The organism is Xanthomonas bonasiae, from assembly GCF_017163705.1.
Lineage (GTDB): Bacteria > Pseudomonadota > Gammaproteobacteria > Xanthomonadales > Xanthomonadaceae > Xanthomonas_A > Xanthomonas_A bonasiae.
Map to the genome: position 1 here is coordinate 203,062 of NZ_JAFIWB010000005.1, position 21,635 is coordinate 224,696.

26 protein-coding genes and 1 pseudogene are annotated in these 21,635 nt (G+C 60.8%); 2 read left to right on the forward strand and 25 right to left on the reverse strand.

The window, feature by feature from the left end:
• Window positions 1-39: 39 nt before the first annotated feature.
• The 24 genes from JR064_RS07900 to JR064_RS08015 form a co-directional block, all read right to left on the reverse strand.
• Window positions 40-681 (reverse strand): DUF2625 domain-containing protein, encoded by a 642-nt coding sequence (locus JR064_RS07900; protein WP_179571006.1) that lies wholly within the window; start codon window positions 679-681, stop codon window positions 40-42.
• 332 nt (window positions 682-1,013) lie between these two features.
• On the reverse strand, window positions 1,014-2,000 hold the full coding sequence (locus JR064_RS07905) for an AI-2E family transporter (protein ID WP_191825891.1): 987 nt from the start codon (window positions 1,998-2,000) through the stop codon (window positions 1,014-1,016).
• Between the two features lie 211 nt (window positions 2,001-2,211).
• The gene (locus tag JR064_RS07910) at window positions 2,212-2,622 is read right to left on the reverse strand and encodes a hypothetical protein (RefSeq protein WP_241092914.1); all 411 of its coding nucleotides are present in this window, start codon (window positions 2,620-2,622) and stop codon (window positions 2,212-2,214) included.
• Between the two features lie 2 nt (window positions 2,623-2,624).
• Entirely contained in the window at window positions 2,625-3,035 is a 411-nt protein-coding gene (locus tag JR064_RS07915) for a DUF3052 domain-containing protein (RefSeq protein ID WP_179571206.1), read from the reverse strand.
• A 123-nt stretch (window positions 3,036-3,158) separates the two neighbouring features.
• Window positions 3,159-3,836: a DUF1963 domain-containing protein gene (locus JR064_RS07920; protein ID WP_206229346.1), complete on the reverse strand. Its 678-nt coding sequence runs from the start codon at window positions 3,834-3,836 to the stop codon at window positions 3,159-3,161.
• Window positions 3,837-3,882: 46 nt separating this feature from the next.
• Window positions 3,883-4,440: a riboflavin biosynthesis intermediates N-glycosidase gene (ybiA, locus tag JR064_RS07925; RefSeq protein WP_241092915.1), complete on the reverse strand. Its 558-nt coding sequence runs from the start codon at window positions 4,438-4,440 to the stop codon at window positions 3,883-3,885.
• A 66-nt stretch (window positions 4,441-4,506) separates the two neighbouring features.
• Window positions 4,507-4,926, reverse strand: coding sequence for a hypothetical protein (locus JR064_RS07930; protein ID WP_206229347.1), 420 nt, complete (start codon window positions 4,924-4,926; stop codon window positions 4,507-4,509).
• A 58-nt stretch (window positions 4,927-4,984) separates the two neighbouring features.
• Window positions 4,985-5,317, reverse strand: a complete 333-nt coding sequence (locus JR064_RS07935) for a hypothetical protein (protein WP_206229348.1) — start codon at window positions 5,315-5,317, stop codon at window positions 4,985-4,987.
• Between the two features lie 644 nt (window positions 5,318-5,961).
• Window positions 5,962-6,288 (reverse strand): DUF4288 domain-containing protein, encoded by a 327-nt coding sequence (locus JR064_RS07940; protein WP_206229349.1) that lies wholly within the window; start codon window positions 6,286-6,288, stop codon window positions 5,962-5,964.
• A gap of 79 nt (window positions 6,289-6,367) precedes the next feature.
• Complete coding sequence (locus JR064_RS23340; protein ID WP_343236290.1) at window positions 6,368-6,718, reverse strand: excalibur calcium-binding domain-containing protein; 351 nt, start codon at window positions 6,716-6,718, stop codon at window positions 6,368-6,370.
• Between the two features lie 311 nt (window positions 6,719-7,029).
• The gene (locus JR064_RS07950) at window positions 7,030-7,341 is read right to left on the reverse strand and encodes a hypothetical protein (RefSeq protein WP_206229350.1); all 312 of its coding nucleotides are present in this window, start codon (window positions 7,339-7,341) and stop codon (window positions 7,030-7,032) included.
• A gap of 771 nt (window positions 7,342-8,112) precedes the next feature.
• On the reverse strand, window positions 8,113-8,430 hold the full coding sequence (locus JR064_RS07955) for a hypothetical protein (protein ID WP_206229351.1): 318 nt from the start codon (window positions 8,428-8,430) through the stop codon (window positions 8,113-8,115).
• Between the two features lie 67 nt (window positions 8,431-8,497).
• Window positions 8,498-9,304, reverse strand: coding sequence for a trypsin-like serine protease (locus JR064_RS07960; RefSeq protein WP_206229352.1), 807 nt, complete (start codon window positions 9,302-9,304; stop codon window positions 8,498-8,500).
• An 82-nt stretch (window positions 9,305-9,386) separates the two neighbouring features.
• Window positions 9,387-9,620 carry a hypothetical protein gene (locus JR064_RS07965; RefSeq protein ID WP_206229353.1) on the reverse strand — a complete coding sequence of 78 codons (234 nt, stop codon included), beginning with the start codon at window positions 9,618-9,620 and terminating at the stop codon, window positions 9,387-9,389.
• A 55-nt stretch (window positions 9,621-9,675) separates the two neighbouring features.
• Window positions 9,676-9,897, reverse strand: coding sequence for a hypothetical protein (locus tag JR064_RS07970; protein WP_206229354.1), 222 nt, complete (start codon window positions 9,895-9,897; stop codon window positions 9,676-9,678).
• 499 nt (window positions 9,898-10,396) lie between these two features.
• Window positions 10,397-11,080: a LamG domain-containing protein gene (locus JR064_RS07975; RefSeq protein WP_206229355.1), complete on the reverse strand. Its 684-nt coding sequence runs from the start codon at window positions 11,078-11,080 to the stop codon at window positions 10,397-10,399.
• Between the two features lie 426 nt (window positions 11,081-11,506).
• On the reverse strand, window positions 11,507-11,803 hold the full coding sequence (locus JR064_RS07980; RefSeq protein ID WP_206229356.1) for a hypothetical protein: 297 nt from the start codon (window positions 11,801-11,803) through the stop codon (window positions 11,507-11,509).
• Window positions 11,804-11,964: 161 nt separating this feature from the next.
• Window positions 11,965-12,381 (reverse strand): hypothetical protein, encoded by a 417-nt coding sequence (locus tag JR064_RS07985; RefSeq protein WP_206229357.1) that lies wholly within the window; start codon window positions 12,379-12,381, stop codon window positions 11,965-11,967.
• Between the two features lie 57 nt (window positions 12,382-12,438).
• Window positions 12,439-13,338 (reverse strand): hypothetical protein, encoded by a 900-nt coding sequence (locus tag JR064_RS07990; protein WP_206229358.1) that lies wholly within the window; start codon window positions 13,336-13,338, stop codon window positions 12,439-12,441.
• Window positions 13,339-13,406: 68 nt separating this feature from the next.
• Window positions 13,407-13,838, reverse strand: a complete 432-nt coding sequence (locus tag JR064_RS07995; protein ID WP_206229359.1) for a hypothetical protein — start codon at window positions 13,836-13,838, stop codon at window positions 13,407-13,409.
• Window positions 13,839-14,345: 507 nt separating this feature from the next.
• Window positions 14,346-14,960, reverse strand: coding sequence for a hypothetical protein (locus tag JR064_RS08000; RefSeq protein ID WP_206229360.1), 615 nt, complete (start codon window positions 14,958-14,960; stop codon window positions 14,346-14,348).
• Window positions 14,961-15,017: 57 nt separating this feature from the next.
• Window positions 15,018-15,263 (reverse strand): hypothetical protein, encoded by a 246-nt coding sequence (locus JR064_RS08005; protein WP_206229361.1) that lies wholly within the window; start codon window positions 15,261-15,263, stop codon window positions 15,018-15,020.
• 744 nt (window positions 15,264-16,007) lie between these two features.
• Complete coding sequence (locus tag JR064_RS08010; protein WP_206229362.1) at window positions 16,008-16,820, reverse strand: AlbA family DNA-binding domain-containing protein; 813 nt, start codon at window positions 16,818-16,820, stop codon at window positions 16,008-16,010.
• Window positions 16,821-17,241: 421 nt separating this feature from the next.
• The gene (locus JR064_RS08015; RefSeq protein ID WP_206229363.1) at window positions 17,242-17,679 is read right to left on the reverse strand and encodes a hypothetical protein; all 438 of its coding nucleotides are present in this window, start codon (window positions 17,677-17,679) and stop codon (window positions 17,242-17,244) included.
• Between the two features lie 170 nt (window positions 17,680-17,849).
• On the opposite strand from JR064_RS08015, the pseudogene JR064_RS08020 reads away from it, so the two are divergent.
• Window positions 17,850-18,863, forward strand: a pseudogene (locus JR064_RS08020) (integron integrase).
• Window positions 18,864-18,991: 128 nt separating this feature from the next.
• On the opposite strand, the gene ilvD reads toward JR064_RS08020, so the two are convergent.
• On the reverse strand, window positions 18,992-20,830 hold the full coding sequence (ilvD, locus tag JR064_RS08025) for a dihydroxy-acid dehydratase (RefSeq protein WP_179570982.1): 1,839 nt from the start codon (window positions 20,828-20,830) through the stop codon (window positions 18,992-18,994).
• A 260-nt stretch (window positions 20,831-21,090) separates the two neighbouring features.
• On the opposite strand from ilvD, the gene JR064_RS08030 reads away from it, so the two are divergent.
• Entirely contained in the window at window positions 21,091-21,633 is a 543-nt protein-coding gene (locus JR064_RS08030; RefSeq protein ID WP_206229364.1) for a DUF1190 domain-containing protein, read from the forward strand.
• Window positions 21,634-21,635: the final 2 nt, after the last annotated feature.

Consider the following 21,635-nt stretch of genomic DNA (forward strand, 5'->3'; position numbering starts at 1 on the left):
AGCGCTGGACAGTGGATGCTACCCGAAGCGGGGACGGGTTCATTCCGCTTCGCTGGCCCACCCTGTATGGGAAGCGTAGTGTTCGGCGACGTCGATCAGCTTGCGGGAGCTGGATGCAACGGATCCTTCCTTGCTCCAAAGAAACGGAAAGAAGCTGAAACACTGGCTTCCACCGGCCTGCCTCACGTCTGTCTCCCACCCGGGCCAGCGCAAGCCTTCGTAGAAAATGTCCAGACGGTCGCTGAGCGCCCAGCGGAGGAAGTCCGTGTAGCCGATATCCAAGGCTTCCCATCGCAGCGTGTCGGGTGCGAAGTAGTACATCGCACCCAGGTCGCTTCCCAGGCTGCCGCCGTTCACCGAGAAGAAGCCACCGGCCACATCGTCTGCGACCAATAGGTGGCCCGAAGCGCGGCTAGCATTCCACTCGACGATGTCGCGCGGCAACTTGGGATGGCCCGAACCGAGGATGCGCAGCCAGCCGTGATCGATCAACAGCCCGCCGGTCTCGTACGCGATGGCGCCCATGGGGGAGCGGGTCGTGACTTGGAGACCGAGCAGAACGCCATCGCGTTGTTGCGAAGGCGAGAGCACCTCGAACGGCCGGCTGGCTTCGGAAAGCCATTGCCTGACCAGCGGCATCGCCGGATCATCGCGGTCGAGCAGTTCTTGCAGCGTCAGCATGAATGTCTGATACCTGTACAGCGTGGTGCGGCCAAGCAAAGGGGTCTACCCGACCGCAACGCTTCAATTGGCGTCCAGGATACCAGCCCACGGAATCCCGGACGAATGCGATGCCGGACGCACCGCCTTGCTCGGCGGCGAGCACGATCCAGAGGATCAGGCGCCGCCCGACGTGGCCGGAGCACGCTCCAGTTCCGATGCAAATCTATCCGCTGGCCAGATCGTTTGGCCGACCGACCCACGCATTTCCCGGCAAAGGCTGACTCTTGGGGCGATTGCTTGGCATGTCCTGGTGCAGAGCCCACGAGGTGGCCTCGGACGACTCCAGCGGATCAGGCCACCGGCACGGCGTCGTCGGGGTCGTCCAGGGCATGGTGAACGTACAAGTGTTTGACCAGCACGTAGATCACCACGGTCAGCGGCGCCGCCAACACCACGCCCATCGGTCCGAACAGCACGCCGATGCCGAACAGCGAGAACAGCAGCAAGGCCGGCGGCAGGTCCACCGCACGCGCCTGGATCAGCGGTTGCAGCACATGGCCCTCGATCTGCTGCAGGACCACGAACACCAGCAGCGCGCCCAGCGCCACCTGCGGACTGACGGTGAAGCCGAGCAGCACCGCCGGAACCGCCGCCACGATCGGGCCGACGATCGGGATGAAGTCCAGCAGCGCGGTCAGCAGGCCGATGCCGAGCGCCACCGGGACGCCCAGCAGCCACAGCCCCAGACCGGTCAGGCTGCCGATCACCAGCATCGCCAGGAACTGACCGCCGAGCCAAGCGCGCAACACCTGGCCGCTGGCGGCCAGGGCCTCGTCGGCGACATCGCGCCGGTCGCGCGGCAGCAGCCGCAGCAGCCCGCGCCGGTACAGCTTGGGCTGCGCGGCCAGGTAGACGCCGCCGACGATCATCAGCACCGCGTCGGTGATTCCGCCGCCGGCCGACAGCACGATCGCGCCGGCATGCGTGGCCAGCGTCGAAGCGCCGTCGCGCAACTGGTCGGGGATGCTCTCGATCTGCGGCCCGAGCGGGCCGGACTGCAACCACGCGTGGAACTTGTTCCATGCCGCCGGCAACGTGGTCCGGAACGCGTCGATCTGGGCGGCGACTTCCGCGCCGAACAGCAACACGATCGACGACAGGATCAGCACCAACAGCAGGATCACCAGGCCCAGTGCCGCCCACTCCGGCACCGGCAGCCACTTGCGCAGTGCCGACGCCAGCCCGTGCAGCAGCACGCCGACCACCACCGCGCCGAACACGACCAGCAGCAGTTCGGAGAGTTGCCAGGCCAGCAGCGCCAGGCCGGCCAGCGCCATGACGACCAGGACCCGCGCCGCGAAGGGCCGCAGCGGGGACGGAGAACTTGGGGCGGAGGACAGCATCTGGAACATCCCGGCAGAACGGCAGTGGGCGGACGATACGGTCAGCGAAGTGCAAGCCGAGCGAAGGGCGCGAGGCGCCGGGCTTGCCGGAACCATGCCGGTCCATGACCGGGGCTCGGCGCGGATGACCGGCCCGCGCGCATTGCTAGCATTGGAAGAAGAAGTACACGAAGGCCAACGCCAGGCCGCCCACCCACACGGCGATCATCCCGCAGAAGCCAAGGACGATGACGGCCGATCGAGGAAGCCAACGCATGCCGCGCGAGCGCCGGACGAGGTAAGCGAACAGCAGGCCGCCAACGACGATGCCCACGGCGACGACGAGCCAGCCCAGCAGGTTGACGGTCGGATCCTTCGGGCCGAATTCGGGTGGGCATTGGCTTGTCGCGTAGGCGGGGAAGGAGAACGCAAGCAGCGCAACAAGCGCGCTGCCTGGCGAACGCCGCTGTTGAATCGCTGTCCCTGCTGGTGCAGCGATTGCACAATGGCCGCACGGGCGTCGATGGAGGCCAAGACCACGACAGGCGAAACTGCATGCACGGGGCGTAGGTCGCATGCCTATCTGAGCTCCTTGCGAATGACCAACTTCAAGCCCGACCAGATCGCGTCCACCGCGCAGACCTTCACATCGACAAAGCCGAGCGGTAGCGCCAACTCCCGGATGGTGTCTTCGGTGATGTCGGTGGGCAGTTTCGATGCCTTCTTGGGCCAGGACACCCAGACAACGCCATTGGGTCTGATCGCGCTTCGCAGCACCGCAAGTTCGGCTTCCAAGACACGCTTGCGCTCGGCGAAGAGATGCACGATGTCGGTGGCGGGGGAGACGGTCGATTCGAAGATGGCCCCAGCGGGAACCGGCTCGAGCAATGCGCGGTAGTTGTCGGGCGCGTATCGCGCAACCACGGTGCTGTTCGCCGCGATACCCAGCTTTTGGGCGAGAGGTGTTCCGGAGTAGCCGGCGGGCTTCATGTCATGACTGTCCGAATGCCTGACTTCGTGGTGGGACCGGGCCGCAAGCACGAACACCGCCCAGGGTGGGCACCCAGGCGACATTGCGCTGGTGGCTCGGCTTGGATGCATCGTCGGCTGTATTCAGTAGAACTGGCAAGACCATGACCATTGCCCTCCGGGCGAGCGGAAGAAGTAGCCGACTCCGTTGTCTGCCCACATCCAGCCCACTTTTTCTTCCGATGCCACCTGGAAGACGAAGTCCTTCAAGCCGACGCCATGCTGGATCTCGGTAGGGTATCCGCCGAATTTGGTGGAGGCGTGGCGCGCGAAGTCATCGAAGAATGCAGCGGATGCCGCCTCATCGTCGTTGACGGGCGTCAGGTCGACGCAGTCCCAGGCATCTTCCCACCCGGGAGCATCGTCCTCCACCTCGCTCCAGCCGATCGGAAAAGGCCGAAACGGGTGCCCCATGGAGGGAAGCGGCTGCAGGCCATCCAGCGACCTGTACTCGCGGACCAGCCAGCCATCGCCATGCGGGCGATCGAATGGGTGGCGCTGCAGGTTCTGGAACAGCACCAGCAACGCGATGCCTTGCAACTGCGGGGGAACGAAGGGCAACTCGTCGATGCGGACCTGCAACAGCGGAAACATCGGCTCGCCATTCCACGAAGGAAGGCCTTCGTTCGGCAGGCCGACTGCGCGGCAGAACCATGAAGTCAGCGGGTCTTCGGGTGGGCGGAAGCCGCCGACCGTAGCGACGGAAGCACGGCGCAGCTTGGTGCGCAGCTGGTTCAGTACTTCGAGTGCGGTAGGCGTCATGGGGGTGCAATGAAGTGTCGGCGGCGCAGCATGGTCCGCAGCGTTCCTAGAAGCCGTCGCGCACCTGCATGAGGGCGAAGCCCAGGAGATTGAGGCCGAGCCAGAGGTTCGGGTTGCCTGCCCTGGCGTCGTCTTGGGTGAGGCCAATGCCCCAGATGGTGTCGACGGGACTCGCCTCGACGAGAATGCGAGAGCCTGTTTGCTTGAGGAACAGGCCCAACGCCGTGTTCTGAGCAAACTTGGCCTCGTTGGCACGGACCACCACGGCGAAGCGGTTCTCCAGCCAAGTCGCCTCATCGAAGCCGCGCACCTGCCGCCCTAGTGCCTTCGCTGCTCCGGGCGTAGGCGCCTGAAGTACCAACGCCCTTGTTGCCTGATCCCCGAACAGCGCGGCCTTCTCCGCCATCATGAAGTGTTCGGCTGTCGGATAGCGCTGCCCCTCAGCGACGAACGGAGCTTCATACCATTGGCTGAAGCAGGATGCGGTCACTTTGCCTTTGCTGGTCCGATGACCCCAGAAGAAGAGGTACTTCAGGTCCTCGCCAGCGTTGAAACGGGAACGAAGGGCTTCCAGAGGCTGGGAATCATGCATGGTGGATGTCATGGCGCCTACGCAGGAATCAATCTGCACCGCGAAGCGGCGCACGCTCGAACAGCACGCCAGAGTCCATCAGTCCCACCAACAGGCAACGGGGCGTGTCTCGCTGGGAACTTGATAAGGCTCGTATGGTTGATCCACGAAGCCCATCCAGGTCTCGTCGGGCTTTAGGTGCTTGGGGAACCATGTCGCCACCTCCTCGGGTGTAGCGGAGGTCATGATGTAGACGGTATCCGAAAACGGCCACTCGGGACAGTCGAATGCGGTGATCTGAACGCGGATGTCCTCGACATCCGGACGCTGTGCAATAGTGCGGAAGAGGTTGTGAAACGCGCCGGATCCCGGAGCGCCGTCAAGGTTGCAGCCGATGCTCCCTGCCTCGACGTTACCCTCGAAGAACTCGTCGACGGCCAGCAGTGGTCGCGGGGTGCCAGGCTCGTCGGGATGCCCTAGACGGCTGACGCGCTCGGTGATGCGGTCGAGAGGGGTCATGGGGATCCAACGTTTGAACTGAGTTGGCACGAGAAGTGGCAGCGGTTTGAGTGCGTCGTTAGCTGTCGAGCTCGCGAAGCCTCTGCTCGATCTTGTCACGGTCCAAGCAGCGAGCAACCACGGGCCAATGACGTGCCGCGGCAATATGCCGTATGCCAATGCCGGTAGCCAACCCGACGATAAGTGCGCCAACCGTCGTGAACAACGCCAGTAACGACTGAGAGCGCATGACGCCAAGGACGATCGCGACAACGAGGAAGGGAACCAAGAGTCCGACAACTTCTCGCTTGAGCATCGATCGCCAGCTGTTGTCTATCGGCTCGTTCAGGCTGGCCAGCATCCATGCCAACGCGTGCTTCTCCTGGCGCTTGTTGAGTGGGCGTAACTTCATTTGATCTCCGAACGTGAACTATGCCGAGCCACCAAGCGGAACTCTGCCTGGGTTGGTCTGCTGTGTGGCGTGCCCCTGCAGCAGGCACGGACGATGACACGACTGTCTCCGTTCGGCGCGAGTACCGAGCATTCCCCGATCTTCATGGTCGGCTCGCTGAGATGCGATTTGCGCTACCGCATGGATTAGGCCGATCCGTCGGTAGCGTCGTTAGGCCTTGTCCGCCTAGACGGACATGGCTACCGACAGAAATCCTGAGCCAATCCAGATGAGAAAGCAAAGCCCAGCGCTAGGCAGCAACAGCGGGCGAACGCTTGCTCCAACGATGGCAACGACCATCACTGCCAGTGTGCAGCCCCAAAACATGGGCCTTGCGCCAGTGCTCCAAGCGAGCCAATGTGGCGGGCCAATGAGAGATGCATAAAGGATAGAATTTTTTGGTAGCCAGTCCTGCCTGTAAAGAACGATAAAGCAAAGGGCTATGTACGCCAGGACTGCAAGAGAAATGAATGCCGCTGCAACTACTCCAGTCAAGCCAGCCGCTGAAGCCTTGGGAATTTTCATGTCCATATCAAGGCCGGTTGTGCGGAATAAGGACCAAATTAAGTCTCTTCGGAGCGCGTGGTGGGTGTGCCATGTTCGGACTAGCTGCTAGGCCGAGGATCGGGATGGTATTCGTAGGAGACGTAAAGGCTCTCATAGAATTCATTGAGTTCGAGACGCGACTCAAAGAGTTTGGACCAAAGTTCATAGCCGTCGGTGAGAGCGTTGCCATCCTGTTCGTAGCTGACTTGATCGGGATGCGCCTCAAGGTTCAGGTCAGCCGCATAGGTAACGGATTCCTTGTGGGCTTTAGCGAAGGCCTCATCCTGGTCGTTTGCCTCAAATGCAACGATGCGCTCCTCAAAGACGTTGGTTCCATCGTCTTTGGTTCCGAAGGCATACACCGTCCTTATCGCGTACCACCGCATGGCAGCTCCTACGCAGCCTGATGCCCGATTTAAGCCGACCCGGAAGCGGGTTCGGTCTGAATGATTGCCAGCGCATAGTCTACCGACGCCCACGGGAAGGCTCGCATCCCACACCGTCGTTGTCCCGGTCCAAGTGAGGCCCGTAGCCTGGATCGCCGCGATGGACTGGAGCCGCCCCCGCGGCACGGGCCTCCGTACAGTTGGCAAATGCGTGACTGCCCGACGTAGATCCCGAGGGGGAAACGCTATTGGCAGGGACATAGGAGCTGCGTGGAGAGGGGGGAGTGCTTCCGCCCCGGTGGCAGTGGTAGTCGCCCGTTTTGCGATTGGTGTGGCAGCCGTCCTTGTTGAGGCCGCCGCCGTGCGCCCACGCGCTTCCGGTGATGGCCACGGAAGCGAGTGCCACAAGCGTTGCAACGAAAGATCGCACACAGTCCCCTGATGCGCGGAAAATCCTATTGGACCGTGTATACGCGGCCTGGCACGATCCTCGTCGAGTCGTCGGCCGCCGTCAATCATTCCAGGCGCTCAGGCTCCTCGTGTGTTTCGGTGCGGCGTTCAGTTTTTGGAGGACATGCTCAGCATGCGGGACCTGTGCCCTGGCTGGTCGTCGCTGCGGTGCCCTTGCGCACCGACCCGACTCGGGATGCCGCGCGCCGCAAGGGTGACAAGGTAGACCGCATCGCCAAGCGCGGGCAGGCGCTAACCGTGCCGCGAAGCGGCGTCGGCTTTAATGAATCGCTAGGCTGCGCCCCCATGACCGCTGCCTGAGTCACCATCGTGTACCAAGAAGAAGTCTGCAGCATCAAGGCCGTACTCGAGGTTTGCTTGGGCGAATGCAGCCTCCAGGTTCTCATGCCAAGTGTCCCCGCAGAACTCACCGGACTTTGCATAGCGGAAAACGAAGTAGTGAGCGCTTCCTGGCTCAGGTTCAATCTCGATGCGCTCAGGCAGTTGCATCGCGCTTCCTTCGACCAAGTGCCCATCGACGATACTGCCGACTATATGCATATCAGGCCGTTTGAAATCCCTTGGCCTTGCGATGTATTTCATGGTGATCGAATGCCTGAAATATAAGCCGCACCGGGAAGCGGCGTGGACCTCAATGAATTGTTAGGCGCCAACCCTGTTGGCACCATGAATGGACTGCGCAAGGCCACGCAGTATATCCAGCTTGTTGGGCGGGGCATCCGGCGCCATGAAGTCCGGGATTGTATGGGGCGTTCGCCTGGGGCGGGAGAGGAATTGCACCGGCCACTCTGCCACCCGACGTTGCTTGACATGTACGTACCGCCCAGGCTCAGGCTCGTCTATGTACTCGTCCTGCAGGATCAGGGCCAGAGGTTCTTCCGAGCCCTGCGTGTCTTGCGAGAAAGTCAGCGCCTCCTCATACGTTTCGAAGGGATAGTAGTAGTCACTCCCATCAGCGAGGTCCGGTGCACCGCGCTCCGGGTGACACCACACCCGATACTCAAGAACGGCGTCCCATACGTAGCCGCCGCCAGCCTTTGCGCTCGCTGGGTACGTGCCAACGAGCATTGGATCTACAACTGGATGCGATGGAGCTGTCATTGTTGCCTAATGCTTGAATTGAGCCGCGCGGCTGAGCAGCGGCGGATCGAATGAGAAGCCAGAGGAGAGCACATGCCGGCGCCGCCTCTCTCCGATGATCTTGTTTCCTCCATTCGAGCTGCTCCGAAAAATTGAATTTAGCCTACAGGCGAAGTGGCCTCGACTCGACTGGATTGTTGGCACCCGCATTGGATTACGGGTTAATAAATGAGTCAAGTCAACTGGTGAAGTGAGTTCGGATTCAATGAAATGTTAGGCCTCATCGTTGCGGAGATCGCCAAGGCGTGCAATGCCGGTGAGGACTACGCCAACCAAGAGAGGAGCGAATGCGTATTTCTTGAATGGCGCGTCAAAAACGCTGAGCAAAGTTCCCAATCCCATAGCCAAAAGAGTAAACGACTGAGTTGCAGCGCCGAACTTGGAGGCGGTGCGGCCGAACAGACGCCACCGGGCGCAGAAGATCCGGCGGAATCGCGATGATGGCCTGATCCATGTGACATAGATCATCCCAGCACCGAAGACAAGGAAAGTGAGGCTTGCGGCTATGGCAAAGCCCAGAGATTGCATCATAAGGCCTGGAGTCTGAGTTGAATCAACCGCTAGGCGGCTTCGACCTGATGTAATGATTGGCGCCCGCCTACGGGTGCGTAGATATGACGCTCCCAATCCACTCGCTGTAGTGACTCAGGCGGACATTGCAGGTGATTTGACCATACCTCCCGGGCGTTCTGATAGCGCTTTGAGGATCCGACCATGAAGTCAGTCCAGCCACCAGCCAATCCTTGTCAGCCTGGATAAGGACGGGCCCGCCGCTGTCGCCACTTCCTGACCCACCCTCAAGGGGAAGGGCGTCCGACGGCTTGTCGAACACATAGCAGAGCCAGCGGCCATCGGCGCTGGTGACCGTGTTGTAAGCGCGGCGAAGCTCCGTGCGGTGGGAGCTGCCGAATTCATAGCCCGTGACGCCGTTACCGGTAGCGCCTTTCCCCATGACCTTGATGGTCTTGCCGAACTCGTCATCGCGCTTGTTGAGTGCGGCTGGCGAGACATCGGTAACGGGTTGTGCCAGCTTGAGAAGTGCGATGTCATCCGAGGAGGAGAGCGCCACCCGGAAAAGCGTCCAATCCCAAGTGGCGAGCGCCTGGTCCAGCAGCGCTTGTGGCGGCTTCTTGTATCCGGGGTGTATCACGAGACGTTCAACGTCCCTGGATATCCCATTGATAGTGACCTGCTTGATGTCCGTTTGCCAGGTGACCGCATGGGCAGCGGTTATCACCCATTGCGGTGCAACCAGCACGCCATGTCCCTCACCAGGCATGTCGACTAGCGCAGGGAACTCAGATGCCGGAACTCGATACTTCGCGTCATCCACGTCATCCCGAATGACGATTGCGCTTGCACCGAAAGGCACAACGAACAGTGCGAGCAACAAGAGTCGTGTCATATGCGATTCCCTTGGAAGGATCTCCGAGTGGCTTGCGCCTGAGCCAAGCCAAGCCATGATGCGGATGCCGCTGAACGAGGTGTCAGGTGGGCGCCCCGCGCTCGATCAGTACGAAATCCTCCGCCGTCTCCGTCGTGTAATGCACAAGCCCGGCGAAATCCGTGTCGACCATGATGCCTGCGCCAAGATATGCCCAACTGTCCTCGCCCGGCAAGTACTCGTTTGTGTCCATCGAGGCAATGACGCGGCCACGGTAGGCCCCGTCGATCCGGATAGTGTCGCCAACTTCTATGTCTGTGCCATCCGCGTACTTCATGCTGTCGCCTGACGTTCGAGCTAGGTCCCGCTGCGGAACGGCCTCCGATTGAGCGCTAGGCCGCCGCTGTGCGTCCCGGCCGCCAACCAAGGAGGCGGGCAGGCAGGAACAGGAGGGCGTGCAGGAGCGCGAACACGGCGGAGAACGTGATCCCCACGAGGCGGAAGGGCAGGGTCAGTAACCAAACGATCGGCCACAGCACCAAGACCAGCAGGGCCAGCGGCCAGCACAGTACAAAGAGAAGGCACCAGGCAACTGTCGCAATTAGCGCTTTCACGACGCGGCTCCTTTGGCCCGTGAGCGGAAGCGGAAGGATTGCAGCTCCAGGGAAATGCGGCAACTGGCGTGCGACGAACTAGCCAAAGCACCGGATGAAGCGCCAGATATGGCGACGAACTCTCCCAGTGGGCTGACGCCTGAGTCAAGCCGATCCGCGAGGCGAGTCCGGCCGCGATGGTTGGGCAGCATCCGCAACGCCGCACGCGTCATGGCTTGATGCTACTGACGTCAAGGGCGCTGACGATCCGAGCAGCCATGGACCTCCAAGTCCGAAAGATGCTTGTTCAACGCCTAAGCGACCAGGCCCAGGCACTCAACGTGGCGTGGCCGTCTTTTTGGTGTAATGCACAAGCGAGGTAAACGGGCGACGATGGCCGGACGCCAAGCCCAGGTCTGCGAAAAACGTACCGCGTTCCGCCAGACCGAGCTTGCTGACTTGCCATTGGCGCCCCGCTTGACCGAGGGGTCAGGCATCAGCGCGGCCGCCGATGCAAAGCCTACGGGTGTAGAGGCCTGAGCGGCGCGACTTGCAGGTTGGCGTATTGGCCGTCATCTGAATCGACGAAAAGTCCAACAGGGCGTTCGGTATCACCGCTCGACAGCCTGGCGACGACCAGGCTCGGCTCCTTTGAGTGATTCACGAATACGCGCACCTGGCTGGCGGTCACCTCAATCTTGGCGTGAAACCAGGCGTCCGGATCCGGGACCGGGTTCACTGCCTTCTCGAACTGACCCGGTGCGCGTTTCCTCAGATGCTCCCAGGTGTTTTCCGGCCACGCTATGTACTGTACCGAGCGGTTGCGAATGGGCGCTTCGGCGTTGAAGTTGAACGGCCGAAAATACACGGCCTCGAAGGTCTTCTCGTCGATGACGTTGAACGCTACCCCGAGAAAGCTTCTCTGCTTGACGTTCTTGCCCTTCAAGTCGATCTCAATCGTCCCGGTCAAGAAGGTCAACCCGCGCGGAAGCGCCAAACCTGCGATTCCAATGGGTGGGTCCCCTTTGGCGATTAGGCGCACCGCAGTACTCCCATCCTTCTCGGTGCGCTCGACGTTTGCATGAAACACCTTCCACGACTTGCCGTCGGCAATCGTCGAGAGATCCGGCGTGGAAGGTTGCGCCTGAGCTGCATGAGCCAAGCCAAAAACTGCAACAAGCACGGTGAGAGCAACAGTCTTCATCGCAAACCTCTCTTTCGTCGGCTGCACTGAGGTCGTCCAGGATTGGCCTTGATGGGGCGCGACGCAGGTTGTATCGGCCTGGAACCTAAGCCTTGAGTCAAGCCGCGCCGCGGAGCGGGTTCGGCTTGAATGAATTGTTATGCCGCTATGCCGGGATAGCTGGCGGCCAGTGCTTGAGCACAACCTAACGTGCCGGTGATGGAAACTCCACCATCTTTAAACCATCCCATGTTTGATAGATGCATGCTAGTCGTTGAGCATCTGACGATGCTTCGACGGCGCCTACGACCTTGATTGCTGCCATTGCGGCCCGATGCCTGAATTAAGCCCGCCCGCAGCAGGGCGGCGACTGAGTGCGAATATAGCCGAAGGCATCCACTTGGGCGCCGTCCTGATGTGGGCTCGGCTTGAATGAATTGTTAGGCCCTACCAGCCTTGGGCCTGCGCGAAAGACTCTAGCTGCTTTTGAATGCTGACGGCCAACTTTGGGGGCGAATAGAAGGCGAGATCTGGGGCATCAACGTCGTCCTTGAACGCGACGATCACCAAGCGCTCGGGCTTGCCGTTGACTGTCACGCCGTACTCCCAGCTGCCAGTCTGCTCGACCGGCAAGGAGTCAATTGCTGCGGCAAGTTTGTCCGCCTGGTTTGCGCTGAATCCAGAAGAAAAGGATTGCGACAGGCTACCGAGGAATGGGCCGACTCCCTTTTGATCGAAGTTCATGGACGCTTCCGTAAGCCCAGAAACGTTGATTGGCGGAGTGGGCTGCGCACAGGATGCGCCCGAGATTGAAAGAAGCATTGCCAAAATTTCGATAAGTCTTTTCATGGGCCTAGCGCTTGAATTAAGCCGCGCCGCGAAGCGGCGTCGGCTTGAATGAATTGTTATGCCCCATTTGTGGCGGCCCTTTTTGAGCGCCATGCAGCCAAGGCTTGAATGACGTGCTGCAGCCTAGCGACCTGCTCCTGGGAGAGTGGCGCACGCTTGGTCCTGCGGAGTATGGAGTCAAACATGTAGCCAGACCGGAAGAAATAGGGGCGAAGCTCAAGGAAGCAGATGGCAGCCTCCATAGACTCGGGGTCACCAGCCACAATGCGGTCCAGCGCCCCATCAAAGCCGCCGGGAAATGCCAGTTCGTTGTATCTAGAGTGGAAGATCTCGCAGGCGCGCTCCCATTCGTGGCGCTTGTCAGGGCTTCGATCCCGCTGCGCGAATGTCGCGTGCACGCGCGCATGCAACCGCGCGACCTCCTCGGCGTTTGATTGAATCAGCAGCTTGAAGCGGTCTGAGGGATGGGGCATAACGCTTGAATTAAGCCGCGCCGCGAAGCGGCGTCGGCTTGGACGAATTGTTAGGCCTCACCGACTTGACCCTAGATCTACTGGTGCAAGAAGCCGGAGAGCCGCAGCTGTAGATGATGCGACATAAACCGCGGTAGGCAACGAGGGCGCAACAGGATCCGAAGTGCCCTGACCATGGCGGAACGTATGTATCCCGTCGACGAGCTGGGCAAATCCATCCATTGCTCTATCCAGCATTGTTCCCTCAGCGCCATTAATTGCGGTGGCCACGATCAGCGGCTTGAGCTTGTTCTCGACCATCCAGCGATTTAGGTTTCTGCTCGTTGGATCGATCAGACGGGCTAGTATCTCAAGGCTCTCGAAAGACGACCTAACCGCTGCCTTAGTATCTGGTGGATTCGAGTCCAAGTAGGCGTGCGATTGCTCGAAAGCAGCGCGTACGGCGGCATGTCTCGGGCTGGCCAGGCACGCGAGCGCTGATGCCCGATTGCGCTCAAATTCTTCATCAACAAAGAAGTGCACGCCGCACTCCGCATCGGCGACATACCCGACGTTCTCCTCCCGTAGCGCGCGGTTGACGAACTCCCGCCATGCCGTCGCCTTCGGGTGGATGTAGCCAATACTTCTGTCGTGCTTTGTTACTGACTTTCGATCAGTTGCCTTGAAGTAGCGCCAGACAAGGGTGATAGACGAGAGTACGTGCTCGATCGGCGATTGAGTAAAGAATTGCGTGAAGTTGAAATAGGTTGAGTTGAACTTGTCCGAGTAAAACATACTGATGATCAACCCGCCTTCCTGCCGAAGGTAGGAAGCTAGCTGAGAATATTCGCCGTAATGGTTCGCCTGTAGATACGCATCGAGCCGATTCCGCAATAGCGCGCTGTCCCGGGTCGGGGCGCCTCGAGGAATGTATTGCCTTGAGAAGAGCTCGCCAGCTTTTGGTTGGGAATCGCTCATGATCTTCCTGTGAGGCCTAACGCCTGAATTAAGCCGCGCCGCGAAGCGGCGTCGGCTTGAATGAATTGTTAGGCACCGCCCGAAACACGCAGAGTCGCGGATGCGGCGCCCACTTTGATGTTAAAGCCGCTCATGAAGTTGGCCGTGAGGTGGTTGCAGCCCTCAGAAGGTCTATTTGAGGTGAATGTACGCATCTCAGCTAATAAGTCGTCCCACATGAATCCAAGGGAGTCCAAGCAGCTATCCTCGGTGAATGGAGCTGCCGGGTCACGCTCCTTGGCTTTGAACAAGTACACCCCAGCAAAGCTGAGTGAGAGCTCAGGCGGGTCCGATGGCTTTACCCAATCGCCGGTGCCACGGCACCAATGTAGCTCTAACGTCTGTGGCGCTGGGGCGTATGACATGCCCTGAAAGTCAAAGTTGTTGTGCAGATCAAAACGGTCAAGCCCGCGCTCAAGCGCGATAAAGTCTTCTGCAATTGAAAAGCCAATTAGCTGCATGCGGTGCCTAACGCCTGAGTTAAGCCGACCCGCGAAGCGGGTTCGGCTTGAATGAATTGTTAGATCTGCCAACCGCGGGGCTGGAGCCCTCAAAGTAAAACTCTACCGGAACCTGGTGGCGGCAGGCTTGCTCTCGCGACGGATAGCGCCACTGTGCTACAGCGGAAAGGACGGCATCGTTGTAGCCAACTGGTTGACCGCGACTGCGGCCGATGTGGTGCCACTCCGCCGAGACAATGACCGGGGACTGCACATGCCCGGTAGGCCGAATGACAAAAGCGACTTGAGCTTTGCCAGAAAACTCATTGTGTAGCCGAGGTGGCAGCTTTGGTGCAACTGTAGCTGTAGGGGCAAGCCCGGACAAGCAGCGCGGGGGCGGCGCAGCTGCAGCGCACGCGCACAGCGCGATGCAGAGAGAAAAAGCTATCAAGTTGTAGATTTTTCTCATGGCAGGTCTAACGCTCGAATTAAGCCGAGCCGCGAAGCGGCGTCGGCTTGAATGAATTGTTAGGGCGCACCGCGCTCATGCGTGGGTAGAGACGTGGTTAGCGTGTAGCTGATTCCACGCTCTTGGAACGACACCTGCATCCAGTGCGTAAGTTTCAGCACGAGTACTATAAGAATAACTAAAAACTTCTTGCCGTTGTCACAATCGGGCCAAGCGTAGTTCATTTCATGTCGTACGCCGTTCTGATCAAGGCCCGAGCTTTGGATCTCAAAAGTGTCGCAGCTGACCATTTTCAGATTTGGAATGGCAGCGTCTACTATGCCGGCTAGCGAACTGACAAGTTGACCATCCGCTTGGTACTTCCTGCGGTGTGAGTACTTATTTCGGATGTCGTTGTACTTGTCCAGCGCCTTGTACAGGTCGTGAGCGAGTCCTAAGTTGCGGGTGATACTCAGCTTGGTCTTGAAGCTTACGAATCCCCCGGCGAACAAGTCTTCAGTGCCGGTGAGCTTCGATGCCCAGATATTGAGGAACTCTTCTAGGATTAGGTGGGCTTTGAGTACTACCGTTGCTTCGTCTCGAGAATTGAGCATGGCCAAGTAGTCCTCGCCGTCCAAGACGTTGGCGAAGTCTCCACCTACTGCCAATGTTCCGTGTCCCGGTGAATCTGTCATGAGCCCTAACGCCTGAGTTAAGCCGCGCCGCGAAGCGGCGTCGGCTTGAATGAATTGTTAGGCATCGCCTGCTAGCTTCTCAAGCGCCATTAAACCGAAAGTGTTGAGACCGCCTTTTAGCTCGATTGCTGTGCAACGGCCAAGCTCTCCGTTCCTTTCAGTTGTAATTGTTCTGATTGGGTTCTTGAACAGCCCATTTCCTTCATTGTCAAGAATTCGGATTACGTCGTTGAAGTCCTTATCCCCTTCCTTGTAAGCACAAACTCCGCTCTGCGCCGCCTTAAGTAGATCTATAAGTTCCATGAGCTATTCCTTGTGATGCCTAACGCTTGAATTAAGCCGCGTTGCGAAGCAACGTCGGCTTGAATGAGTTGTTAGGCAGTGAGTGGCCGAAACGGTTGAGACCGTAACCGTGCTCCCCAGCACTGCCCGCCTGAGCCGAGTGTGCCACAGCTTGCGGGATGAAGCTTGCGCCGCAATGCCACGGGGCCTGTTGGCTCCGAAGCCAGGCGCAATGAGTGCCGCGCGGCAGTGACACGAAATGACGAAGCGGCGGACTGTCCGATGCCAGTTACGGTGAGAACCCCTGTCCGGAGCCGACCGCGTGCGCGCCAGTGAACTGGTCGAATATGCGAGCACCGATGCTGTTGCTCCACCACGGCCTAACGCTGGAGTTAAGCGGCACCGAAGGTGTCCGCCTTGAACGAGATGTTAGGCATTTGCGAGACACCAACGACGTGCCGCGGCAAATGCCTTGTGACGAACTAACTGCGAAAATCCCACATGCTGAGCAACTTCGTCTAGAGCTTCTACGACCTTAGTGTCAATTGGCGCACCTTGCGCGAGCCACTCAATTGCAAGCCTGACCCAGTATTCCGTAGGCCAACGTAGCGCAGCAAGAACCACCTCACGGGCGATCTCCTCGGACCCGTCGTAGTCTTTGTACGGAGACTCAAGGTTGACTAATAGAGGCCGAATATCCATTGATGCCTAACGTTTGAGTTCAGCGGGCGCCGAAGGCGGTCCGCTGGAATGATGGGTTAGGCCTCATCGGGGCAGGCCCAGAAGGCGTTCAATTAGCTTCTTCTTTCCTTCAAGTGCTCGTAGGATGAAGGTCTGATAGTCCTCTTTTGGATAGTCAGGGTTCGGTTCGCGCTCACCGACGAACATGCTTGCAATCTTGGCTAGATCCTTGGCCCAGTCAACCTTTGCAATTGGTGGTGCGCCGATCTGAATATTTCTCGGAATCTCCCCGTAAAGCAACTTCACCTCTTCTAGATGTTCCTTCAGTGTGCTCGTCTTCGCAGATCGAGCAGAACTAGATACGCGACTTTGGAGCAAGCGCTGCACTTCCTCGTAGTTCGCTTCCTCGGTGGCACCTTCCCTTCGAATGTAAATTGCGCCGGAACGAATGCCAGTGCCTGCGCGCTGGGCAACATAGGGCAGCGATTCTTGGTCAGATTGCACAAACAAGACCTGAAAACGCTTGCCAATTAGCGCCGGGTACTCAGCCGCAGCGTACGAGAAGTCAGCAATTTCCAAGGACGTGAGCAGTGGCTCTGGCAGATATAGGCGGATTCCGGAGACGACGTCCGCCTTATCCTTGAGTTCGGTGATGCCAACTGGTTCTAACCCAGTGGTGCTCTCCTTAACACCGAATATCAGACATCCACCTCCGACGTTTGCGATACCTAGCAGATGCTTTGCGACCGCAGCGTGCTCAGGCCACTGCTCTTTGAAGTCGCAGTTGCGCAGCTCGCCTACGTGTTCCTTCAAAAAAGAGCGAAGGGATTCGCGCGAAGGACTCTCGAAGAACCGAGAGAAGGATTCGTGAACCGACTTGGGGGCTAGCTTATTCATGAGGCCTAACACCAGAATTAGGCCGACCCGCCAAGCGGGTTCGGTTTGAATGATTTGTTAGGCCGCCCCTGACTGATCACGCGACCACCCCAATTGCCCGCAACCGGTCAGCAACCTGCGCCAACGCCTGCGGGTGAGATTGGAGCTTACGCAGAAAACGAGTGCGCCACTTAGTCCAGTTTGCAGCGACTGAATGATTTGCCTCTGCGGAAGCACCAGGGTCGTCGTCAAAGCCGAACTCGAAACCGCAGCTACACATAGCGAATGAGGTGCTACCGTCGCTGTAGTAGGGCTGCTCGGCGAGCTCGACGCTGCCGCACACTGGGCAAGCCCAACTCCCAGACTCCGAGCGATACAAAGTTGCATCGGTGCCGTCTCTGAGGGTTACACGATGAGCTTCCATAGCGGCCTAACACCTGAATTAAGCCGACCCGCGAAGTGGGTTCGGCTTGAATGAATTGTTCGGCCGCACAACTGCACAAAATGCCGCGCCAGACAGAAGCCCAGATACAAGCCCTAGCCCTGCAAATACCCAGAGTGGCTTGTATAACTGAAAGCTAAGCGCCCAAAGCCCGGTGAGGACACCCGCGCCCGCCGCGGCAGCACCACCGCACACGTACAGCCAGTTCAGACGACCGTTTTTTTGGAGCAACAGGACGTAGGGCAGGCCAAATAAGAGCGAGACTGGAATACTCACCATAAGGCCGAAGGCGTAAACGATGAAGGCAGCTACAAAGACATCGCTCACATTAAAGTTCGTTGGATCAGAAAGAAGACCATACATTAAAAAGCCGGTGGGCGCGGCGAGTGTGGCTGCCGCGATTCCCATGAGTGTATGTCGTAGCGTGGAAGTGTCCATGCGGCCTAACTACTATTGGACCGCCCTAAAAGCGGTGTTGCACCAAGTATCGACTAACGCCAGAAGTCTGGGAAGAGGGGAATTCCTACTTCGTAACAATGACTTGCCGGATGGCAACCGACGGTCTTGGCGTCGATGCTGGTTGCGTTATCCGACGTTTGAGCAGGCGTATGAGTTACACCCGTGACGATGCAGGCGTAACGACGCGCCTGGCGCCCAAGCTGCTGGATCGGGTCCGTGATCGGCTGCGGTTTCGGCATTACAGCCTGCGCACCGAGCAAGCGTATGTGGGCTGGATACGGCGCTTCATCCTGGCCAACGGCAAGCGGCATCCGGCGCAGATGGGGCAGGCCGAGGTCGAAGCGTTCCTGACCGATCTGGCGACCCGGGGGCAGGTCTCGGCCGGAACGCAGAATCAGGCGCTGGCCGCGCTGCTGTTCCTCTATCGCGAAGTTTTGGGCGTGGAGTTGCCCTGGATGGAGAATCTGGTGCGCGCCAAGCGGCCGCGGCGGATTCCGGTGGTGCTCTCGGTCTAGGAGGTCGCGCGCTTGCTGACGATGCTCGAGGGGTCTTGTCGGCTGATGGCGGGGCTGCTGTACGGCAGCGGGATGCGGTTGCTGGAATGCCTGCGGTTGCGGATCAAGGATGTGGACATGGTTCGCGGCGAGATCGTGGTGCGCGACGGCAAAGGCGGCAAGGATCGGCGGGTGCCGCTGCCGCGCAGCCTGCGCGGGGAATTGATGCAGCAACGCGAGCGGGCGCTGCTGCTGCACGCCGCGGATCTCGCCGAGGGGGCGGGAAGGGTGTTCCTGCCACATGCGCTGGCGCGCAAGTATCCCAATGCCGATGCCGAGCCCGCCTGGCAGTATCTGTTCCCCGCCGCGCGTCGATCGGTGGATCCGCGCAGTGGCCGAGTGGGCCGGCATCACGTGTCGGAGGAAATGCTGCAGCGCGCAGTGCAGGCGGCACGGCGTCGTGCAGGCATCGCCAAGCCGGCGACCTGCCACACCCTGCGGCATTCGTTTGCCACGCACCTGCTGGAAGCCGGCCACGATATCCGCACCGTGCAGGAGCTGCTGGGCCACAAGGATGTGGCCACCACGCAGATCTACACGCATGTGTTGGGGCGCGGGGCGTCTGCGGTGCGCAGTCCGTTGGATGGGCTGGGCGTTGGCGGCGTGTGACGTGCCGCCAAGAAAAGCAATCCAGCTGTGGACGTTTGTGGTCACGCGTCGGGACTGAAGTCCCTCCCACAGTGCAATGCCGGGATGCCATGAAGACCGTGGGAACCCACGGTCTTCATGGCAACGCCTCAACCGTCCAACATCGCCTTGTCGCGCACCGCGCCCTTGTCGGCGCTGGTCGCCAACAGCGCATACGCCTTCAGCGCGGTGGTGACCTTGCGCGGGCGCACTTCCACCGGCTTCCAGCCTTGCGCGTCCTGCGCGGCGCGGCGGGCGGCGAGTTCGGCGTCGTCGACCAGCAGGTTGATGCTGCGGTTGGGGATGTCGATCAGGATCCTGTCGCCGTCGCGGACCAGGCCGATGGCGCCGCCGGCCGCGGCTTCCGGCGAGGCGTGGCCGATCGACAGGCCGGAGGTGCCGCCGGAGAAGCGGCCGTCGGTGAGCAGGGCGCATTGCTTGCCCAGGCCCTTGGACTTCAGGTACGAGGTGGGGTAGAGCATCTCCTGCATGCCGGGGCCGCCCTTGGGGCCTTCGTAGCGGATCACCACCACGTCGCCGGCCTTCACTTCGTCGGCGAGGATGCCCTTGACCGCCGAATCCTGGCTCTCGAACACCTTGGCGTTGCCTTCGAACACGTGGATCGATTCGTCCACGCCGGCGGTCTTGACCACGCAGCCGTCGAGCGCGATGTTGCCGTACAGCACCGCCAGCCCGCCTTCCTGCGAGTAGGCATGGGCGACATCGCGGATGCAGCCCGCTGCGCGGTCGGCATCCAGCGTCGGCCAGCGCGTGGCCTGGCTGAAAGCGATCTGGGTCGGGATGCCGGCCGGGCCGGCCTTGTAGAACGTATGCACGGCGTCGGCGTCGGTCTGGGTGATGTCCCACTGCGCGATGGCGTCGGCGAGGGTGCGGCTGTGCACGGTGGCCTGGTCGGTATGCAGCAGGCCGCCGCGCGCCAGTTCGCCGAGGATGGCGACGATGCCGCCGGCACGGTGCACGTCCTCGATGTGGTACTTCTGGATGTTCGGCGCGACCTTGCACAGCTGCGGCACATGCCGCGACAGGCGGTCGATGTCGCGCAGGGTGAACGGCACTTCGCCTTCCTGCGCGGCGGCGAGCAGGTGCAGGATGGTGTTGGTGGAGCCGCCCATCGCGATGTCCAGGGTCATCGCGTTCTCGAACGCTTCAAAGGTGGCGATGCCGCGCGGCAGGGCGGTCGGATCTTCGGCGCCGTACCAGCGGTGGCATAGCTCGACCGCGGTGCGTCCGGCCTTCAGGAACAGCTGCTCGCGGTCGGCATGGGTGGCGACCACGGTGCCGTTGCCGGGCAGGGCCAGGCCCAGCGCTTCGGTCAGGCAGTTCATCGAGTTGGCGGTGAACATGCCCGAGCACGAGCCGCAGGTGGGGCAGGCGCTGCGCTCGAACGCGGCGACCTTTTCATCGGAGGCGTTGGGGTCGGCGGCGATCACCATCGCGTCGATCAGGTCCAGGTTGTGGTCGGCGAGCTTGGTTTTGCCCGCTTCCATCGGCCCGCCGGACACGAACACGGTGGGGATGTTCAGGCGCAGCGCGGCCATCAGCATGCCGGGGGTGATCTTGTCGCAGTTGGAGATGCACACCAGCGCGTCGGCGCAGTGCGCGTTGACCATGTATTCCACCGAGTCGGCGATGATCTCGCGGCTGGGCAGCGAATACAGCATGCCGTCGTGGCCCATGGCGATGCCGTCGTCCACGGCGATGGTGTCGAATTCCTTGGCCACGCCGCCGACGCGCTCGATCTCGCGCGCGACCAGCTGGCCGAGATCCTTCAGGTGCACGTGGCCGGGCACGAACTGGGTGAAGGAGTTGGCGATGGCGATGATCGGCTTGTGGAAGTCGGCGTCCTGCATGCCGGTGGCGCGCCACAGCGCGCGTGCGCCGGCCATGTTGCGGCCGTGGGTGGAGGTCTTGGAGCGATAGTCGGGCATGGGGGCGTCGTACAGTCGGAAGGCGGGCGGAATGCTGGCGGAAGCGGGCGGCCCGGCGAGGGCGGTAAAGGGTTGCATTCGCAACCTTTTGCGCCGCGCACAGGGCCATTCGCCACGTTATCACGCGGCCTGCGCGGCTGCCCTTGCCGGCGATGAACCGGCGCGATGCGCATGGCGCCCGGCGGGCGCCGCGGTGCCGGCGATTTCCGTCCCTGGCCGGAACCAGGCATCATCGGGGTCTGTGCTCCGGGAGGGAACCGATGAAGCGATCCAAGAAGGCCGCGCTGTTGCTGATGGGCAGTGCGCCGCTGCTGTTCACCGCCTGCGCGCCCGAAGCCAAGCGCCAGGAGGGGCTGTACACCTCGGTGGAAGCCTGTGCGGCGCAGACCCACGACATCACCACCTGCCGCGAGGCGTTCAAGCAGGCGCAGCAACAGTCGGCGGACCAGGGGCCCAAATACGCCAGCCGCGAGCAGTGCGCGCAGGAGTATTCGGCCGAGCGCTGCGTGGAGCAGCGCGACAGCCAGGGACATTCGTTCATCGGCCCGCTGATGACCGGCTTCTTCCTGTCGCAGATGCTCAACGGCAATCGCATGGCCGGCTTCAACGCCGCGCCCGCCTATCAGGACCGGCAGAGCCAGTGGCAGCGGCCCGCGGCCGCCGGGGCCGGCGCGGCCGGCGCCACCAGCCTGCGCGGCAACCAGACCATGACCCATATCGGCGCCACGCCGGACCGGGCGGTCACGGTGAGCCGCGGCGGTTTCGGCAGCTCCAGCGGCGCGCGCGGCAGCGTCGGCGGCTGACC

Excerpts from the sequence above, each read along its gene's own strand:
- JR064_RS07995 (WP_206229359.1), bottom strand. The coding sequence starts at position 13,838 with ATGCAGCTAATTGGCTTTTCAATTGCAGAAGACTTTATCGCGCTTGAG.
- JR064_RS07955 (WP_206229351.1), bottom strand. The coding sequence starts at position 8,430 with ATGATGCAATCTCTGGGCTTTGCCATAGCCGCAAGCCTCACTTTCCTT.
- JR064_RS07960 (WP_206229352.1), bottom strand. The coding sequence starts at position 9,304 with ATGACACGACTCTTGTTGCTCGCACTGTTCGTTGTGCCTTTCGGTGCA.
- JR064_RS08010 (WP_206229362.1), bottom strand. The coding sequence starts at position 16,820 with ATGAATAAGCTAGCCCCCAAGTCGGTTCACGAATCCTTCTCTCGGTTC.
- JR064_RS07940 (WP_206229349.1), bottom strand. The coding sequence starts at position 6,288 with ATGCGGTGGTACGCGATAAGGACGGTGTATGCCTTCGGAACCAAAGAC.
- JR064_RS08015 (WP_206229363.1), bottom strand. The coding sequence starts at position 17,679 with ATGGACACTTCCACGCTACGACATACACTCATGGGAATCGCGGCAGCC.
- JR064_RS07980 (WP_206229356.1), bottom strand. The coding sequence starts at position 11,803 with ATGAACTTCGATCAAAAGGGAGTCGGCCCATTCCTCGGTAGCCTGTCG.
- JR064_RS07935 (WP_206229348.1), bottom strand. The coding sequence starts at position 5,317 with ATGAAGTTACGCCCACTCAACAAGCGCCAGGAGAAGCACGCGTTGGCA.
- JR064_RS07910 (WP_241092914.1), bottom strand. The coding sequence starts at position 2,622 with ATGCGACCTACGCCCCGTGCATGCAGTTTCGCCTGTCGTGGTCTTGGC.
- JR064_RS07965 (WP_206229353.1), bottom strand. The coding sequence starts at position 9,620 with ATGAAGTACGCGGATGGCACAGACATAGAAGTTGGCGACACTATCCGG.
- JR064_RS08000 (WP_206229360.1), bottom strand. The coding sequence starts at position 14,960 with ATGACAGATTCACCGGGACACGGAACATTGGCAGTAGGTGGAGACTTC.
- ybiA (WP_241092915.1), bottom strand. The coding sequence starts at position 4,440 with ATGACATCCACCATGCATGATTCCCAGCCTCTGGAAGCCCTTCGTTCC.
- JR064_RS07990 (WP_206229358.1), bottom strand. The coding sequence starts at position 13,338 with ATGAGCGATTCCCAACCAAAAGCTGGCGAGCTCTTCTCAAGGCAATAC.
- JR064_RS07900 (WP_179571006.1), bottom strand. The coding sequence starts at position 681 with ATGCTGACGCTGCAAGAACTGCTCGACCGCGATGATCCGGCGATGCCG.
- JR064_RS07975 (WP_206229355.1), bottom strand. The coding sequence starts at position 11,080 with ATGAAGACTGTTGCTCTCACCGTGCTTGTTGCAGTTTTTGGCTTGGCT.
- JR064_RS07950 (WP_206229350.1), bottom strand. The coding sequence starts at position 7,341 with ATGAAATACATCGCAAGGCCAAGGGATTTCAAACGGCCTGATATGCAT.
- JR064_RS07905 (WP_191825891.1), bottom strand. The coding sequence starts at position 2,000 with ATGGCGCTGGCCGGCCTGGCGCTGCTGGCCTGGCAACTCTCCGAACTG.
- JR064_RS08030 (WP_206229364.1), top strand. The coding sequence starts at position 21,091 with ATGAAGCGATCCAAGAAGGCCGCGCTGTTGCTGATGGGCAGTGCGCCG.
- JR064_RS07915 (WP_179571206.1), bottom strand. The coding sequence starts at position 3,035 with ATGAAGCCCGCCGGCTACTCCGGAACACCTCTCGCCCAAAAGCTGGGT.
- JR064_RS07920 (WP_206229346.1), bottom strand. The coding sequence starts at position 3,836 with ATGACGCCTACCGCACTCGAAGTACTGAACCAGCTGCGCACCAAGCTG.
- JR064_RS07985 (WP_206229357.1), bottom strand. The coding sequence starts at position 12,381 with ATGCCCCATCCCTCAGACCGCTTCAAGCTGCTGATTCAATCAAACGCC.
- ilvD (WP_179570982.1), bottom strand. The coding sequence starts at position 20,830 with ATGCCCGACTATCGCTCCAAGACCTCCACCCACGGCCGCAACATGGCC.
- JR064_RS07930 (WP_206229347.1), bottom strand. The coding sequence starts at position 4,926 with ATGACCCCTCTCGACCGCATCACCGAGCGCGTCAGCCGTCTAGGGCAT.
- JR064_RS08005 (WP_206229361.1), bottom strand. The coding sequence starts at position 15,263 with ATGGAACTTATAGATCTACTTAAGGCGGCGCAGAGCGGAGTTTGTGCT.